A 16,085-nucleotide genomic window follows, 5' to 3' on the forward strand; every position below is an offset into this window, starting at 1 on the left:
AGCATGACGTGCCGCTGAGACCGGCGGGCAAGGCGACATTGACGCAGGCGGCGTGACAGGGCTGGCGCCGCATGGGGCGTTGGGACTATACCCACGTCGGGGCAGGGGGGCGTGCTCCATGCAGGAGCGGCCGTGAAATCCGGCGTGTCTCCCGCGCATCACAACTCTGGAAAGAAAGCTCCAGTGCGACGCACCGCCAGCCTTATGTGTTGACGGGGGGTCCAACAAGCGACGTAAGTATCCCATGCAGCAGCCGAATTTAGACCTCGCCGAGATGTTCGCGGCGCGCGAAGCGCAACGCAGCTCGATGCACACGCGGCATCTCAACGAGCAGCTCGTCCGCGTCCTCAAAACCATCGGCTACGACGTCGGCTTCCAGAAGGGCACCGGCCAGTATCTCTACGACCGCGACGGCGCCCGCTATCTTGATCTGCTCAGCGGCTTCGGCGTGTTCGCGCTCGGGCGCAACCATCCGGTGGTGCGCAAGGCGCTGCAGAGCGTGCTCGACGCCGACCTGCCCAATCTGGTGCAGCTCGACGTCTCGACGCTGGCCGGTATCCTGGCGGAGCGGCTGCTTGAGCATGTGCCGTATCTCGACAAGGTGTTCTTCGCCAATTCCGGTGCCGAGAGCGTCGAGGCCGCGATCAAGTTTGCGCGCGGCGCGACCGGGCGCAACGGCATCGTCAATTGCGACCACAGCTATCACGGCCTGACCTACGGCGCGCTGTCGCTGACCGACGACCAGAACTTCCAGGGCGGGTTCGGGCCGCTGCTGCCGGGTGTCACCACCATCCCGTTCAACGATCTCGAAGCGCTGGAGAAGGCGCTGTCGACCCGCGAGGTCGCCGCCTTCATCGTCGAGCCGATCCAGGGCAAGGGCGTCAATATGCCCACCGACGAGTTCCTCCCCGCGGCCGCGGCGCTGTGCAAGCGCTACGGCACGCTGTTCGTCGCCGACGAGATCCAGACCGGCATGGGCCGCACCGGCCGCTTCCTCGCGGTCGAGCACTGGAACGTCGAGCCCGACATGGTGCTGCTGTCGAAGGCGCTGTCCGGCGGCCACGTCCCGGTCGGTGCGGTGCTGACGCGCAAGTCGATCTTCGACAAGATCTTCAACCGCATGGACCGCGCCGTGGTGCACGGCTCGACCTTCGCCAAGAACGATCTGGCGATGGCTGCCGGCATCGCCACGCTCGAAGTCCTCAAGGCCGAGAAGCTGGTCGAGGCCGCCGCCAAGCGCGGTGCCGAGCTGCGGCTGGCGCTGACCCGGATGGTTCCGGGCTACGAGCTGCTCAAGGAAGTCCGCGGCAAGGGCCTGATGATCGGCGTCGAATTCGGCCCCCCGCAATCGCTGCGGCTGAAGGCGTCGTGGACGATGCTCGAGACCGCCAACAAGGGGCTGTTCGTCCAGCTGATCACCGTGCCGTTGTTCAAGGATCACAAGATCCTGACCCAGGTGGCCGGTCACGGCCTGCACACCATCAAGCTGCTGCCGCCGCTGACCATCACCGAAGACGACTGCACCTGGATCGAACGCTCGTTCGATCAGGTGATCGCCGACAGCCACAAGGTGCCCGGCGCGATCTGGTCGCTCGGAAAGACCCTGGTCGACAACGCGGTGCGCAAATCGGCGTAGTTCGATCGCACGCGGCGATCGGCCGGCTGCGGCGACCAACTGAGCGGCGCTGCGCGCGCGTCGCTCGGAGCAACTGATCAATCCGAGTGTACGGCTGCGTTCGGACTGAATGCGGATCGCCTGGCCTGTGCGTTGACGTGACGCAACACCGCATCCCCTTGCCGACCTATCTTCGCTAGTCGTGCCGGCAACGACTGGCCTTGATCAGCGGTGAGCGTATGGCCTTCAAAACAATCGTCGTATTCGTCGACCAGACCCCAGCCAGTGACGCGCGCGTGCGCTACGCCGCCGGTCTGGCGATGCGTCATCAGGCGCATCTGATCGGTCTCTTCATCGTGCCGAATGCGTGGCAGCACGATAGCGCCGACAGCAACATCCAGGGCGGCGCCGCGATCCGCGACATGCTGGAGCGGCACAATCTGATCGAGAGCAACGCGCTGCAGGCGGCGGGCCGCAGCTTCGAGGCGATGGCGGCGCGGGACGACGCTTCGTTCGAATATCGCGCTATTCGCGGCAGCGACGTCGGCGAACTGGTGCGGCTGCATTGCCTCCACGCCGATCTCGTCGTGGTCGGGCATCCGTCCGCGGGCCTGCCCGCAGGATGGTCGCCGGAACAGATGCTGCTCTCGACCGGCGTTCCGGTGCTGATCATTCCGGCCGGCTGGCCGGAGGGGACGACCGCGCGCAACGTCCTGTTCGCTTGGAACGCCAGCCGCGAAGCGCGGCGCGCAATCACCGACTCGCTGCCGATGCTGTGCGCGGCCGAGAAGGTGTCGGTGGTCGTGGTCGACCCGACCAATAATCCGCTGCACGGCCAAGAGCCCGGCGCCGACGTCGCTCACTATCTCAGTCGCCACGGCGTCGCGGCACGGGTCGAACGACTGCGGTCCAACGGCGAGTCGGTCGCCGAGGTGATCCGTCGCTACGCCGCCGATGACCAGTCCGACCTGATCGTGCTCGGCGCCTACAGCCACTCGCCGAAGCGCGAATTGCTGTTCGGCGGCGTGACCCGCACCTTGCTGAGTAAGGTGTCGATCCCGACGCTGATCTCGCATTGACGTCTGCGAAAGCGGAACGGCGTGCCGGGCATGACCCTGGTCGGCACGCGGTCAAGAGGTCGGCGTCGTCGGTGCAAGGCGGTTGTTCCGAACTGGGTGCTTTCGAACCGCGTCGAGTTCCGATACAGCTTCAACCTGTGAGCGAAACCGCATTCCACCCCGAGGACAAGGCCCGGTCGTCGATCGACCGGCGGCTGGTCGGGTGCGGATGGCTGGTGCAGTCCCGCGACGACATGAACCTCGGCGCCGGCCTCGGCGTGGCGGTCCGCGAATTTCAGACCGCGTCCGGGCCCGTCGACTACGCGCTGTTCGTCGGCCGGCGCCTGTGCGGTGTGATCGAGGCCAAGGCCGGCGGGACGACCCTATCCGGCTTCGCCGAGCAGGCCGAGCGCTATATCGCCCACCTGCCACGACACCTGGTTCGCGAGGAAGGCCAGGTCCGGTTCGAATACGTGGCGTCGGCCACCGAGACTCTGTTTCGGGACCACGCCGATCCGGCGCCGGCCTCCCGCCGCGTCTTCACCTTCCACCGGCCGGAGACGCTGGAGCGGTGGCTCAAGGAGCCGGCCACCCTCCGCGGCCGGCTCCAGGCGCTCCCGGCGGTGGTCACCGACGGGCTGCGCGCCTGCCAGATCGACGCCGTCGCAGCCCTCGAAAAATCGATGGCGGAGAACCGGCCGCGCGCGCTGGTGCAGATGGCGACCGGCGCCGGCAAGACCTTCACCGCCTGCACCTTGAGCTACCGGCTGCTGGCGCACGCCGGCTTCAAGCGCATCCTATTTCTCGCCGACCGCGCCAACCTCGTCAGGCAAACTCGCGACGAGTATCTGGCTTACCGTCCGCCGGGCACCGGCCGGTCGTTCTCCGAAATCTACAACGTCCAGAAGCTCGGCCCCGCCGGCCTCGACAAGGACGCCCAGATCGTCGTCGCGACGATCCAGCGGGTCTATTCGGTGCTCACGGGAAAGGAGCTGTCGGAGGAGGACGAGGAAGGATCGGCGTTCGAGGCGCCGCGCGCCGACGCCGAGCGCCTGGTTGCCTACAACCCCGCCATCCCGATCGAGACTTTCGACCTCGTCATCACCGACGAATGCCACCGCTCGATCTATGGCACCTGGCGCCAGGTGCTGGACTATTTCGACGCCTTCACCGTCGGCCTGACGGCGACGCCGTCGCTGCATACCCTCGGCTTCTTCGGCCGCAACTTGGTGGCGCAATATCCCTACGAACGGTCGGTGGTCGACGGCGTCAATGTCGGCTTCGAGATCTTCCGGATCAGGACCGAGATCGGCGAGCGCGGGTCTACCGTGAAGGCCGGCTACGACCTGCCCGTCCGCGACAAGCGCACCCGCGCCGAGCGCTACGAAACCTTGTCCGAGGATTTCTCCTACACGCCCGACGAGATCGACCGCACCGTGCTGGTGCCGAACCAGATTCGTACCGTGCTGGAGACCTACCGGGACACGCTGTTCACCGAACTGTTTCCCGGCCGCAGCGAGGTGCCGAAGACGCTGATCTTCGCCAAGGACGACCACCATGCCGAGGAGATCACGCTGATCGTCCGCGAGGTGTTCGGCAAGGGCAACGATTTCGCCAAGAAGATCACCTACAAGACCGACGGCGCCGATCCGGAGGGGCTGATCCGGTCGTTCCGGAACGACTACAATCCCCGCATCGCCGTCACCGTCGACATGATCGCCACCGGCACCGACGTGAAGCCGCTGGAGGTGCTGATCTTCCTGCGCGACGTGCGGTCCGAGCTGTACTTCGAGCAGATGAAGGGCCGCGGCGCGCGCACCATCTCGCCGGAAAAGCTGCGCGAGGTCACCCCCGACGCCGAGGCCAAGACCCGCTTCGTCCTGATCGACGCCGTCGGCGTCTCCGAAAGCCTGAAGACGGTGTCGCAGCCGCTGGAGCGCGACCGCAAGATTGGTTTCGACAAGCTGATCGACGAGATCGCGGCGGGGCGGCGCGACGACGACGCCTTCGCCACGCTGGCGGCGCGCCTGGCGGCGCTCGACCGCCGGATCGGCGACAAGGACCGCGCCGCCATCGTCAAGGCATCGGGCGGCGTCGATCTGGCGGGCCTCGCTTCCCGGCTGCTGGATGCCATCGATCCGGACGTGCTCGCCGGCCGGGTGCCGGCCGACGCGCCGGCGCCGGAGCAGACCAAGGCCAAGGACGCCGCCAAGGAAGGCGCCGCCGCCCTGTTCGACGACCCGGCGCTGCGGCGGCTGTTGAAGGAGGTCAAGGCGGCGGCCGACATCCGGATCGACACCATCTCCACCGACGCCGTCGTGTCGTCGGGCTGGGACGCCGGCAAGGCCGCCGACACCGTTGACCGCTTCAAACGCTTCCTCGACGAGCGCCGCGACGAGCTGGTCGCCCTGCAAATCCTGTATCGGCTGCCCTACGCGCAGCGCCGGCTCACCTATGACGCCGTCGACGACCTCCGCGAGGCGTTGAAGCGCCCGCCGTGGCTGCTGGAGCCGATCGACATCTGGCGTGCCTACAAGCGCCTGTCCGCCGAGAAGGTGAGGGGCAATCCGGCCGGCACGCTGGCCGACATCGTCATGCTGGTGCGCTACGCGATCGGCGAAGCGGAGTCGCTGGAGTCCTTGCCGGCCGTGATCGCCGGCCGGTTCAATCTCTGGCTCGGCCGCGAAGAGAAGGCGGGCCGCACTTACACCGACGAGCAGCGGTCGTGGCTGATGGCGATCCGCGACCATATCGGCGTCAATGTCGAAATCCGCCCCGAAGACATGATGGACGCGCCGGAGTTTTCCGGACGCGGCGGCATCGTCAAAGCCCGCGCGCTGTTCGGGGCGCGGCTGCCGGGTCTGCTGGACGAATTGACCGAGGCTTTGGTGGCATGATATCTATCGATGGTAGATACCACTTTGGAGGGCAGGTCATGCCCAATCGTGCCGGGAGACCCAAGGCTACGTCGCCAGCCGCGCCCGGCGAGCCGGCGACCGCCAAGCTGTTCATGCACGGCCGCAGTCAGGCGGTGCGCCTGCCCAAGGCGTTCCGCTTCGAAGGCTCGGAGGTGCGCGTCTCGCGGCAGGGCGACAAGGTCATCCTGGAACCGCTGAAGCGGAAGCCGTTCGACGCCGAGGCGTTCTGGGCCAAGCTCGACGCGCTCGGCGCGCGCGATTTTCCGGACCTGACGGACGACGATTTGCGCCCGGATCTCGACGACAAGCCGTCGTTCGATTGACGGCGCAATGTTGTTTCTCGATACCAATGTGGTCGTCGATCTGCTGCGCAGGCGAACGCCGCGGCTGCGCGACAGTTTCGCCGCCGCATGCGCAGCCAGTCGCCCGCTTGCGATCTCCACCGTCGTGCTGTTCGAACTGCGCTTTGGCGCGCTCAACAGCCAACGGCCGGAAGCGAACATGCGCGTCCTCGACGCCTTTCTGGAGGATGCCGGCATGATCGTCGTCGCCTTCGACGAAGCCGCCGCCGCGGAGGCCGCGGACATCCGCGCCGTCCTCAGCCGCGTGGGCGCACTGATCGGGCCCTACGACATCCTGATCGCCGCGCAGGCGCGCGCCCGCAGCGCGATCCTGGTTACCGCCAACCGGCGAGAGTTCGAGCGTGTGCCCGGACTGATGGTGACCGATTGGGCGGCGTGACGGGCTGAGCATGCGCTGATCGCGCACGCGAGACCGACGTGTTGGATGAGTTGAACTGGTGGCGGTGGCGTAATGGATTGTCGTGTGGCGTTGGCGGAGAGAGTTGAGGAGTCGCTTGCCGACGGCGGCCCTTGGCCAGTACCGGAGGGCTGGGCATGGGTGCCGCTAAAGCGCTTGTCCAGCTTTATCGGCCGAGGCCGAGGGCCGACCTATGTCGATAGCAACGGTGTTCCGGTCGTCAACCAGAAGTGCATCCGCTGGCGTCGTCTCGAAGCAAAGCATTTCAAACAAACGGCCCGATCGGCGTTTGTTCGTCTCGCTCCTGAACTGCATCTTCAAGCGGGCGACCTTCTATGGAATTCGACCGGAACGGGCACGATTGGCCGCGCACTCGTCTATGACGGCTCCTTTCCCGAGTTGACTATCGACTCGCATGTTACTCTGGTTCGGCCTGTTTCAGTCCTGCCGGCCTATCTTGGGTACTTTATCGAAACGACGCGCGTTCAGCGGCTCGTCGTTGACAGCCACGTCGGTTCGACAAATCAGCGAGAACTTCCTCGATCCTTTGTGGAAGATTTGTTAATCCCGTTGCCGCCGCTCGCCGAACAACGCCGTATCGTGGCGCGAATCGATGCGCTGTTCGCCGAGATCGCCGAGGGCGAGGCGGCGTTGGTGGCTGCGCGCGACGGGCTGGACACCTTCCGCCGCGCCCTGCTGAAAGCCGCCGTCACCGGCGAGCTGACGAAGGACTGGCGGGCGGCAAACCCGGTGTCGGAGACGGGGCAAGATTTCTTGACCCGTATAATTCAGAATATCGGCGAAGGTGCTGTCCCAAAGGGGCGGAGTCGCCGTGCTAAAGAACCGGCGGCGATAGACCATTCAAACCTGCCCAGGCTTCCTGCGAGCTGGGCGTGGACAAGGCTTTCAACACTTGGTGAATTCGGTCGCGGCAAGTCCCGTCACCGCCCAAGAGATGATGCCCGCCTTTACGGCGGTGAAATGCCTTTCGTTCAGACGGGGATTGTCGCCAATTCGGATGATTACATTCGAACTTATCAGCAGACATACAGCGCTGTTGGCGTTGAGCAGAGTCGCGTTTGGCCTCCCGGGACTCTCTGCATCACCATTGCAGCAAATATCGCGAAAACAGCTATCACGACGTTTGAATGCTGTTTCCCCGACAGCATAGTGGGTCTCACGCCCGTGCGGAAGATCGATCCATATTGGGTTCACATCTGGATGAAGACCATCCAACAGCGGCTCGAAAGATATGCTCCGGCCACGGCGCAGAAGAACATCAACCTCGAAGTGCTCGATGCTGTCATGGTCCCTATTCCGCCTCCAGCCGAAGCTGCCGAAATCCTGCGCCGTGTCTCGGATGCGATCTCCGCCAGTGCAGATGTCCAGGCATTGCTTGAAGCCGAGGCCGCGGACGCGGCACGCCTGAAGCAGTCGATCCTCAAGGCCGCCTTCGAGGGACGCCTCGTCCCGCAGGATTCGACCGAAGAACCCGCCGCCGCGCTGCTTGAGCGGCTTGCCACCACCGGTCCGGCGCCGGCCCGTGCCAAACGAGGCCGCGGCGCGAGGTCTCACGCATGAACGCCCAATCCCTCGTCGCCAAAGTCTGGAATTTCGCACATGTGCTGCGCGACCAGGGCGTGTCCTATCAGGCCTATATCAGCCAGATTTCCTACCTGCTGTTCCTCAAGATGGACGAGGAGCGGGTCGAGCAGATCGGCGAAGCGTCGATGCTGCCCGACGGCGCCCGCTGGGCCGACATCAAGGAATTGTCCGGCGAGGCGCTGGGCGCGACCTACGGCAAGCTGCTCGAAAAGCTGTCGAAGCAGCCCGGCATTATCGGAGCGATCTTCCTCAAGGCGCAGAACGAAATCCAAGACCCGGCCAAGCTCAAGCGCCTGGTCGGCCTGATCGACAGCGAAACCTGGCTCGCTTTGCCGGTCGATGTGAAGGGCAGCATCTACGAAGGGCTGCTCGCCCGTAACGCCGAGGACGTCAAATCCGGCGCCGGGCAATACTTCACGCCGCGCCCGGTGATTGAGGCGATGGTCGCGCTGGTCGATCCGAAGCCGCATCAGACCGTGCACGATCCGGCCTGCGGCACGGCCGGCTTCCTGCTCGCGGCGTGGGAGCACATGAAGAAGCACCCGAAGGCGCGCGACCGTCGGGTCTATTCCGAGCTGAAGAACAAGTTTTCCGGCGTCGACATCGTCCCCGAAGTGGTGCGGCTCGCGGCGATGAACCTGTATCTGCACGGCATCACCGGCGTCGACTCCATCGTCGAGGCCAAGGACGCGCTGCTCGGCGCCGGCGGCAAGACCTACGACGTGGTGTTGACCAATCCTCCGTTCGGCAAGAAGCAAAGCTACCGCATCGTTCGCGACGACGGCGAGATCGACAGCGAGCGCGAGGACTACGATCGCCAGGACTTTTTCGTCACTACGTCGAACAAACAGCTCAACTTTCTCCAGCACATCATGACGGTGCTGGCGCCGAACGGCGAAGCAGCGGTGGTGCTGCCCGACAACGTGCTGTTCGAGGGCGGCGCCGGCGAGACCATCCGGCGCCGGCTGCTGCAGAATTTCGACTTCCACACCCTGCTGCGGCTGCCGACCGGCATTTTCTACAAGCAGGGCGTCAAGGCGAACGTGCTGTTCTTCGACAAGAAGCCGCCGTCGGAGGCGGCCTCCACCAGGGAGCTGTGGATTTACGACCTGCGGACCAACCAGCGCTTCACCTTGAAGGAGCGTCCGATGGTCCGTGCCGACCTCGACGACTTCGTCGCCTGCTACCGGACGGGTCACCGCGCCCAGCGCACCGAAACCGAGAAGTTTCGGCGCTACCCGCTCGACGCTCTGTTGGCGCGTGACAAGGTCAACCTCGACATCTTCTGGCTCAAGGACGACACCCTCGACGATCCCGACTTGCTCCCGCCGCCCGACGAAGTCGCCGCTGAGATCGTCGAAAGCCTGGAGACGGCACTGGAGCGCTTCCGGAACGTGTCGAAGGCGCTGGGGGAGGGGCCGGCTTGAGCCAACCGTCGCTCCGCGGCGCGTCGTCCACGCTGGCCCTCGAACCGACTTGACAAAATTCCTACTGTGACTATAATCCGCTTTGTCCTGTCCACGAGGGGCGCTTCGCGAGGCGTCGTTGAGTGGGACAGATCATCGGCCGGGAGGCTGGCCGGTGAGGGTCGGCGAAGTCGCACTGCGCGGCATCGTCCGGCCGGATGCGGCGTCCTGCGCGGTGTGGTTCGCAGCCACGTCGTCCGGGAAGTCGAGGGTCGCCGTCCGCCGCTACTACGAGCGGCTGCCGCTTCAGAGGCTGGACGGGTCGAGTAGAGGCCGGGGAAAGCCCGCAAGCTCGCTCGGTCCCGGAAGCACGGTCCTTCGGCTCAAAACTCGCCGCGGTGGGCGCGCCGACGAGGCGTCGCGCGATGGTTCGCAGCCATCGCGATCAGCACCACCCTTTGCGCCGACCGGCGCGCCCCCACCCCTCGCTGCGCAGCGACGGGTGCACGGCTCGGACGCATCAGGCGCCGCGAGAACGAAGCGACGTGGCTGTTTGACAAGTGAGCGGGAAAGTCCCCGAGCGGGGCGCGGCTTGGCGCTTACTTCCCATCCTGCAAAATCATCTCCGCGCCCTTCTCGGCGATCATCGCAGTCGGGGTGTTGGTGTTGCCGGAGGTGATCGTCGGCATGATCGAGGCGTCGACGACGCGAAGGCCATCGAGGCCGTGGAAGCGCAGCCTTTCATCGACCACCGCGAGCGGATCGTCGGCGCGGCCCATCTTGGCGGTGCCGACCGGGTGGAAGATCGTGGTGCCGATGTCGCCGGCGGCCTTGGCCAGCGAGGCGTCGTCGTCGCCGACCGACGGGCCGGGCAGATACTCTTCGGGGTGATAGGTCGTCAGCGCCTGCTGCTTCATCAGCCGCCGCGTGACGCGGATCGCATCGGCGGCGACGTGGCAGTCTTCGGCGGTCGACAGATAATGCGGCGCGATCGACGGCGCGGCGTCGAGGGCTGTCGATTTCAGCTTGATCTCGCCGCGTGAAGTGGGGCGCAGATTGCAGGCGCTGACGGTGATCGCCGAGAACCGATGCAACGGATCGCCGAACTTGTCGAGCGACAGCGGCTGGACGTGGAACTGGATGTTGGCGCGCTCCTGATGCGGGTCGGAGCGGGTGAAGATGCCGAGCTGCGACGGCGCCATGGTGAGCGGGCCGCGCCGACGCAGCGCGTAGTCCAGCCCCATCCAGGCGCGGCGTGGCAGCGAGTGATAGATCTCGTTCAACGTGCGGCCGCCGCTGACCTTGTAGATCGCGCGCTGCTGCAGATGGTCCTGCAGGTTGCGGCCGACGCCAGGGCGATCAAGCACCGGTTCGATGCCGAGCGGCTTCAGCCATTCGGCCGGGCCGATGCCGGAGCGATGCAGCACCTGGATCGAGCCGATCGCGCCGGCGCACAGCACTACCTCGCGGCGGGCGCGGGCTTCGATCGGCACGCCGTTCTGCAAGAAGCGGACGCCGACCGCGCGGCCGTTCTCGACCAGTACGCGGTCGACCACGACATTGGTTTCGAGCCGCAGGTTGGAGCGATGCAGCGCAGGCTTTAAAAAGCCGCGCGCCGACGACCAGCGCCGGCCGCGCTTCTGGTTGACGTGGAAATAGCCGACGCCTTCGTTGTCGCCGGTGTTGAAATCGGCGCTGCGCGGAATTCCCATTTCGCAGGCCGCGTTCGCCACCGCATCGAGGATCGGCCACGACAGCCGCGCCGCCTCGATCCGCCAGCCGCCGCCCTTGCCGTGATGCTCGCTGTCGCCGAGGAAATGGTCTTCGAGCCGGCGGAACACCGGGCGGACGTCGTCCCAGCCCCAGCCGGTGAGGCCGAGCTGGCGCCAATGATCGTAATCGGCGGCCTGGCCGCGCATCGAGATCATCGCGTTGATCGCCGAGGAGCCGCCGATCACCTTGCCGCGCGGATAGGCCAATGACCGACCATTCAGACCCGGCTCCGGCTCGGTCTTGAACATCCAGTCGGAACGCGGATTGCCGATCGCGAACAGATAGCCGACCGGAATGTGAAACCAGATCCAGTTGTCGCGGCCGCCGGCTTCGAGCAGCAGCACCTTCCGGCTCGGATCGGCGGATAGCCGGTTGGCGACGATGCAACCTGCGGTGCCCGCGCCCACCACGATGGTGTCGAATTCGCCTTCGATCCGTGCCGTCATCGAGTCCGCCCGTGCATTTTGTCGTTGGGTAGAGGCTTAGCGCCGCGGGTCGGCGCTGTACAGTTGCCGGAGCGGAACGGGCCGGTTAGCCTGCTGGCTTGGACAACTGGAGCCGCACCGCCTCATGCCCGTGATCAACCGTGTCGCCGATCTGCAGCCCGACATCGCGGCCTGGCGCCGCACGCTGCATCAGCAGCCGGAGCTGATGTACGACGTCGACGGCACCGCGGCGTTCGTCGCCGAGCGGCTGCGCGAATTCGGCTGCGACGAGGTGGTCACCGGGCTCGGCCGCACCGGCGTGGTCGGCGTGATTCGCGGCGCCAAGCCGGCGAACGGCGGCGAGATCCGCACCATTGGATTGCGCGCCGACATGGACGCGCTGCCGATCACGGAGGCGACCGGGCTGCCTTACGCCTCCAAGGTGCCGGGCAAGATGCACGCCTGCGGCCACGACGGCCACACCGCGATGCTGCTCGGCGCCGCGCGCTATCTCGCCGAGACCCGCAACTTCGCCGGCGATGCGGTGGTGATCTTCCAGCCGGCCGAGGAGGGCGGTGCCGGAGCTGCGGCGATGATCGACGACGGCCTGATGGAGCGGTTCGGCATCGAGCAGGTCTACGGCATGCACAACGGCCCCGGCATTCCGGTCGGCGCGTTCGCGATCAGCCCGGGCCCGGTGATGGCGGCGACCGATGCGATCGACATCCGCATCGAAGGTCATGGCGGTCATGCGGCGCGGCCGCATCTGTGCGTCGATCCGGTGCTGGCCGGTGCGCAATTGATCACCGCGCTGCAGGGCATCGTGTCGCGCAACGTCGATCCGTTCGAAGCCGCGGTGCTGTCGATGTGCGAGTTCCACGCCGGCAACGCCCGCAACGTGATCCCGCAATTCGCCGAGCTGAAGGGCACGGTGCGGACGATGACCGCCGAGGTGCGCGACATGGTCGAGCAGCGCGTGCGAGACGTGGTGGCCGGCGTCGCGCAGGTGACCGGCACCAGGATCGATCTGACCTACGAGCGCGGCTATCCGGTGCTGGTCAATCATCTGGCGGAGACCGATGTCGCGATCCAGATCGCGCGCGAGGTCGCCGGTGAGGCCAATGTGATGCCGCTGCCGCCGCTGATGGGCGCCGAGGATTTCGCCTACATGCTTGAGAAGCGGCCGGGCGCGTTCGTGTTCATCGGCAACGGCGACAGCGCCGGGCTGCATCACCCGGCCTACGACTTCAACGACGAGGCGATCGTCTACGGCACCTCGTATTGGGTCCGCCTGGTGGAGACCCAGCTCGCGGCGTGACGCTCAGCGTCGCCTCGAATTTCGTGCAAAGCCTCCGTCATGCCCGGCCTTGTGCCGGGCATCCACGTCTTTGCGAGACATGACCGCATGAAAGACGTGGATGGCCGGGACGAGCCCGGCCATGACGGAATCTCATCCCTGTAGCTAAAACTGTGTGCGCAGCCGCGTCGCGATCAGGTGGACCGGGCCACGGTCGCGGTTGAAGGCCGGGTTGGCGATGAACTGATAGTCCGCGGTCAGCCGCCAGGAATACAGCGGCAGGCTGTAATAGGCTTCGATCACCTTCTCGTCGCCCGGATTGGGCAGCCGGCCGTCGCCGATGATCGCGGTCAGGCCGCCGGCGTCGAGATAGGCGATCCGCGACGCCGAGATGTGGTTGAGCAGGCCGCCGATACCGATGGTGTCGTCGGCGCGGCCCCACATCCGTCCCGACAGCGACAGGCCGGCCGACACCGTTCGATCGGAATCGGTGAAGGCGTTGACCTCCAGATTCGGGTTGTTGAACCCGGCGCGGGCGAACATCCCGATATCGGCGGTGAGCTGCTGCTCGAGGCTGGCGGACAGGCCGGTCTTGGAGGTGTAGCGGCGCACGTCGGCGATGTTCGGCGTCGTGCCGGTCAGTTGCGCTACGCGCACCGCGTCGTTGAAATTGCCGAGCCGGGCGCGGTTGAGGAAGCCGGTCACCAACAGTTTGCCGGGAAGCCCCCACAATTCGTGGCGGTGTTCGATCTCCCCGACCATCTGGAACTGGCCGAAGGTCGGGTCGAGGTCGCTGTTGTTCGGCGTCACCGGCAGATCGAACACGCCGGCGCGCACCGTCCAGGCCCCGGTGTACCACTCCGCGGCGGCGCCGTAGGTGAAGGCCCAGGCATCGGCTGCGTAGTCGAAGGTCAGCGCGTCGGCGAGACCCCAATTGAGGAAGTCGACGCGCGGATCGTGAGCGTATTTGTTGACGTCGAAGATATCGGCGACCGAGAACTTGCCGGCGGTGATCACGATGCGGTCGGCGCTCTGCTTGCCGGCGAACTGGTTGGGCCCGCCCTGCACGGTTTCGACCGCGCCGCCGAGATCCAGCGTCTGCCGGACGAAGTAGCGCGGCACCCGCGCATACGGATAGTCGGCGCCGACCTTGTACGACTCCGCGCTCGGAAACGCCGCGACGCCGAAGGTGCCGCTGAGGCCGAAGCCCTGGTTGATCTCCGGATTGATCCAGAACTCGGCGCCGTCCCACAGTCTGGCGCCGACGTAGAGCGTGGCGTCGAAGGTCTGGCGCGCTTGGTTCGGCTTCAGGCTGTTGGCGCCGAGATAGGGCGAGCGGAATCCGGGGGCGTATTGCCAGGTGAGGGTGCTCTGGCCGTGCACCGCGAACCGCTCCAGCTCCAGCGCCTCGATGCCCTTGGTGAAGACATCCGTCTTGGCGATGTCGTCACCGAGCCGATAGTTCAGGCCGAGGCGGACCGCATGAGTCAGCACGTCGGAGGTGACGCGCTCGCCGGCGATCGGAAAGCTGACCGTACCGTTACCGAACCCGGTCGCCAGATATTCGGCCCGCGCGCTCCAGGCCGGTGACAGCGGCACCTCGACGCCGGCACCGGCGGCCCAGCCGAGCCGCCACAGCAGCGCGGTCTCCTGCTGCGCGAGCGCGGGATCCGGCGGCCAGCGCAGCCGATCGTAGCTCCAGGCGAAGCCGGCCGTGACGTAAGGCAGCCAGCCGCCCAGCGCGTAGCCGAGCCGGCCACGGACGGTGCCGCCGAGCAACGCCTGATGATCGTGGCCGCCGACCGTGCCCGACGGCAGGGTATTGCCGGTATTGCCGCCGAGGGTGTTCGGCGAATTGAGGTCGGCCTCGACGCCGATCAGCCAGCGCGACGGCAGCATCCAATTGTAGCCGGCCTGCAGCCCGACCACGTAGCTGCCGGTGCCTTTGAACAACTGAAACGCATCGAACAGATCGATCGAACCGCTGCCGCCGGCCGGGGCGGAGCTCCAGTTGGAGTGACCGGCGACCGCGCTGAAATGTGCGCCGATATAGAACCCGCTCCAATCGAACACCGCGCGCGGCGCGAGCGGTGCTGTGCGCACGAGATCGGCCGCCGCCGCAGGGGCGGTGCAGATCGTGGTGGCAGCGAGGAGTGGCAACAGCAGGTTGGTTTGCACGCGGTCGGTCGTCCAGGTCTTCGAGTTTGCGTCCCGTATCACAGCGATCGGAACACCGGTGCCGCCGATCGGAGCCATCGTCAGATTTCGCGGCGGCGTAGCTGCCGGGCCACAGCCCGGCCTGGGGCAGGCTTGCGACACGCCGGCAAGCAGGAGGGGCACAGGCGGCTGACTACCTGATCAGACCGAAGCGCTTCATCACCACATAGGCGACGATCGACGACAGCAGCATGATCACGATCGCCCAGACAAAGCCGCCGGCGTCCTCGGCGAACGGCAGGCCGTGCAGGTTCATCCCGAACATGCCGGTGACGAGTGTCGGGGGCAGCAGCAGTGCGGTCAGCACCGACAGCACCCGCAGGCTGCTGTTGCCCTGCTCCTCGATCTGCAGATGCAGCTCTTCCTGCAACAACCGGCTGCGCTCGCGCATCTCGACCACCGAATGGTCGAGCCCGTCGAGCCGCTGCGCCAGCTTGCCGGCGCACGGCCGCAGCCGCGGAGCGAGTTCGGCGCTGTCGCGGTCGAACCGATGCAGCAGCACGCGCAGGCCGGATAGATGCCGATGCAGTCGCACGCAACTGCGGCGCAGCCGGCCGAGGCCCTGGCGCAACTCGTCGGTGTCATCGGTCAAAAGCTTCTCCTCGAGCCGGTCGAGCGCCTGCGCCATGTCGTCGGCGATCGCTTCGATCGCCTCGGCGACGTTGTGGACGATCATGTCGAACAGCCCGGCACAGTTCTCGACCCGGTGGCCGGTCTCCAGCGCCCGCCGCGCCTCATCGACCGCGCCGAGCGGCTGGTGACGTCCGGTGATCACCAGATGCTCGGTCATCACGAAGCGTAGCAGGCCGATGTCCTCGGTGATCTCGTCGATGTCGCGGCCGAGATCGGCGATCGCCCCGTACACGCAGCCGCCGACATTGTGGATCTGCTGATAGGCGTCCGCGGCCTGCAGCAAGGCCTTGGCCGGCGGCGGCAGCTCGGTGCCGCCGATCCAATGCAGCGCGCGGGTGTCGGTGAGATCGAGATGTAGCCCTGTCTCTTATACACACCT

The 16,085-nt window shown here is 66.3% G+C and carries 10 protein-coding genes and 1 pseudogene; 8 read left to right on the forward strand and 3 right to left on the reverse strand.

All coding sequences use genetic code 11. From position 1 onward, the window contains the following. The first annotated feature begins 244 nt into the window (after positions 1–244). The 7 genes from hpnO (at position 245) to DU475_RS09765 (ending at position 9,382) form a co-directional block, all read left to right on the forward strand. Entirely contained in the window at positions 245–1,636 is a 1,392-nt protein-coding gene (gene hpnO, locus DU475_RS09735) for an aminobacteriohopanetriol synthase HpnO (RefSeq protein WP_164631971.1), read from the forward strand. A 218-nt stretch (positions 1,637–1,854) separates the two neighbouring features. After that, positions 1,855–2,694 carry a universal stress protein gene (locus tag DU475_RS09740; RefSeq protein ID WP_164631973.1) on the forward strand — a complete coding sequence of 280 codons (840 nt, stop codon included), beginning with the start codon at positions 1,855–1,857 and terminating at the stop codon, positions 2,692–2,694. A gap of 137 nt (positions 2,695–2,831) precedes the next feature. Beyond that, the gene (locus DU475_RS09745; protein ID WP_164631974.1) at positions 2,832–5,570 is read left to right on the forward strand and encodes a type I restriction endonuclease subunit R; all 2,739 of its coding nucleotides are present in this window, start codon (positions 2,832–2,834) and stop codon (positions 5,568–5,570) included. A gap of 38 nt (positions 5,571–5,608) precedes the next feature. Continuing rightward, positions 5,609–5,914, forward strand: a complete 306-nt coding sequence (locus DU475_RS09750; protein WP_164631976.1) for an antitoxin — start codon at positions 5,609–5,611, stop codon at positions 5,912–5,914. A 7-nt stretch (positions 5,915–5,921) separates the two neighbouring features. Next, positions 5,922–6,332 carry a PIN domain-containing protein gene (locus tag DU475_RS09755; protein WP_164631978.1) on the forward strand — a complete coding sequence of 137 codons (411 nt, stop codon included), beginning with the start codon at positions 5,922–5,924 and terminating at the stop codon, positions 6,330–6,332. 84 nt (positions 6,333–6,416) lie between these two features. After that, on the forward strand, positions 6,417–7,931 hold the full coding sequence (locus DU475_RS09760; RefSeq protein WP_164631980.1) for a restriction endonuclease subunit S: 1,515 nt from the start codon (positions 6,417–6,419) through the stop codon (positions 7,929–7,931). After that, positions 7,928–9,382: a type I restriction-modification system subunit M gene (locus DU475_RS09765; RefSeq protein ID WP_164631982.1), complete on the forward strand. Its 1,455-nt coding sequence runs from the start codon at positions 7,928–7,930 to the stop codon at positions 9,380–9,382. Before DU475_RS09760 ends, DU475_RS09765 begins: the two co-directional genes overlap by 4 nt. Before the next feature lie 578 nt (positions 9,383–9,960). Here DU475_RS09765 and DU475_RS09770 read toward each other — a convergent pair. Further along, a complete protein-coding gene (locus DU475_RS09770; RefSeq protein WP_164631983.1) occupies positions 9,961–11,580 on the reverse strand; it encodes a GMC family oxidoreductase in 1,620 nt (539 codons plus the stop codon). Positions 11,581–11,704: 124 nt separating this feature from the next. Between DU475_RS09770 and DU475_RS09775 the strand changes: the two genes are divergently transcribed. After that, complete coding sequence (locus tag DU475_RS09775; protein ID WP_164631984.1) at positions 11,705–12,877, forward strand: M20 aminoacylase family protein; 1,173 nt, start codon at positions 11,705–11,707, stop codon at positions 12,875–12,877. A gap of 144 nt (positions 12,878–13,021) precedes the next feature. On the opposite strand, the gene DU475_RS09780 is transcribed toward DU475_RS09775, so the two are convergent. Together DU475_RS09780 and DU475_RS09785 are read right to left on the reverse strand one after the other, a co-directional pair. Further along, positions 13,022–15,112 carry a carbohydrate porin gene (locus DU475_RS09780; RefSeq protein WP_246700288.1) on the reverse strand — a complete coding sequence of 697 codons (2,091 nt, stop codon included), beginning with the start codon at positions 15,110–15,112 and terminating at the stop codon, positions 13,022–13,024. A 94-nt stretch (positions 15,113–15,206) separates the two neighbouring features. Then, positions 15,207–16,052: pseudogene (locus tag DU475_RS09785) on the reverse strand (transporter); the annotation flags it as partial. Positions 16,053–16,085 lie beyond the last annotated feature (33 nt).

Origin of the sequence: Rhodopseudomonas sp. WA056 (assembly GCF_010906995.1) — a bacterium.
GTDB classification, from domain to species: Bacteria; Pseudomonadota; Alphaproteobacteria; order Rhizobiales; family Xanthobacteraceae; genus Rhodopseudomonas; species Rhodopseudomonas palustris_G.

Bases quoted from the DNA above. Each gene is read 5' to 3' on its own strand.
- hpnO (WP_164631971.1), top strand. From the start codon at position 245: ATGCAGCAGCCGAATTTAGACCTCGCCGAGATGTTCGCGGCGCGCGAA.
- DU475_RS09770 (WP_164631983.1), bottom strand. From the start codon at position 11,580: ATGACGGCACGGATCGAAGGCGAATTCGACACCATCGTGGTGGGCGCG.
- DU475_RS09780 (WP_246700288.1), bottom strand. From the start codon at position 15,112: ATGGCTCCGATCGGCGGCACCGGTGTTCCGATCGCTGTGATACGGGAC.
- DU475_RS09750 (WP_164631976.1), top strand. From the start codon at position 5,609: ATGCCCAATCGTGCCGGGAGACCCAAGGCTACGTCGCCAGCCGCGCCC.
- DU475_RS09755 (WP_164631978.1), top strand. From the start codon at position 5,922: ATGTTGTTTCTCGATACCAATGTGGTCGTCGATCTGCTGCGCAGGCGA.
- DU475_RS09765 (WP_164631982.1), top strand. From the start codon at position 7,928: ATGAACGCCCAATCCCTCGTCGCCAAAGTCTGGAATTTCGCACATGTG.
- DU475_RS09740 (WP_164631973.1), top strand. From the start codon at position 1,855: ATGGCCTTCAAAACAATCGTCGTATTCGTCGACCAGACCCCAGCCAGT.
- DU475_RS09775 (WP_164631984.1), top strand. From the start codon at position 11,705: ATGCCCGTGATCAACCGTGTCGCCGATCTGCAGCCCGACATCGCGGCC.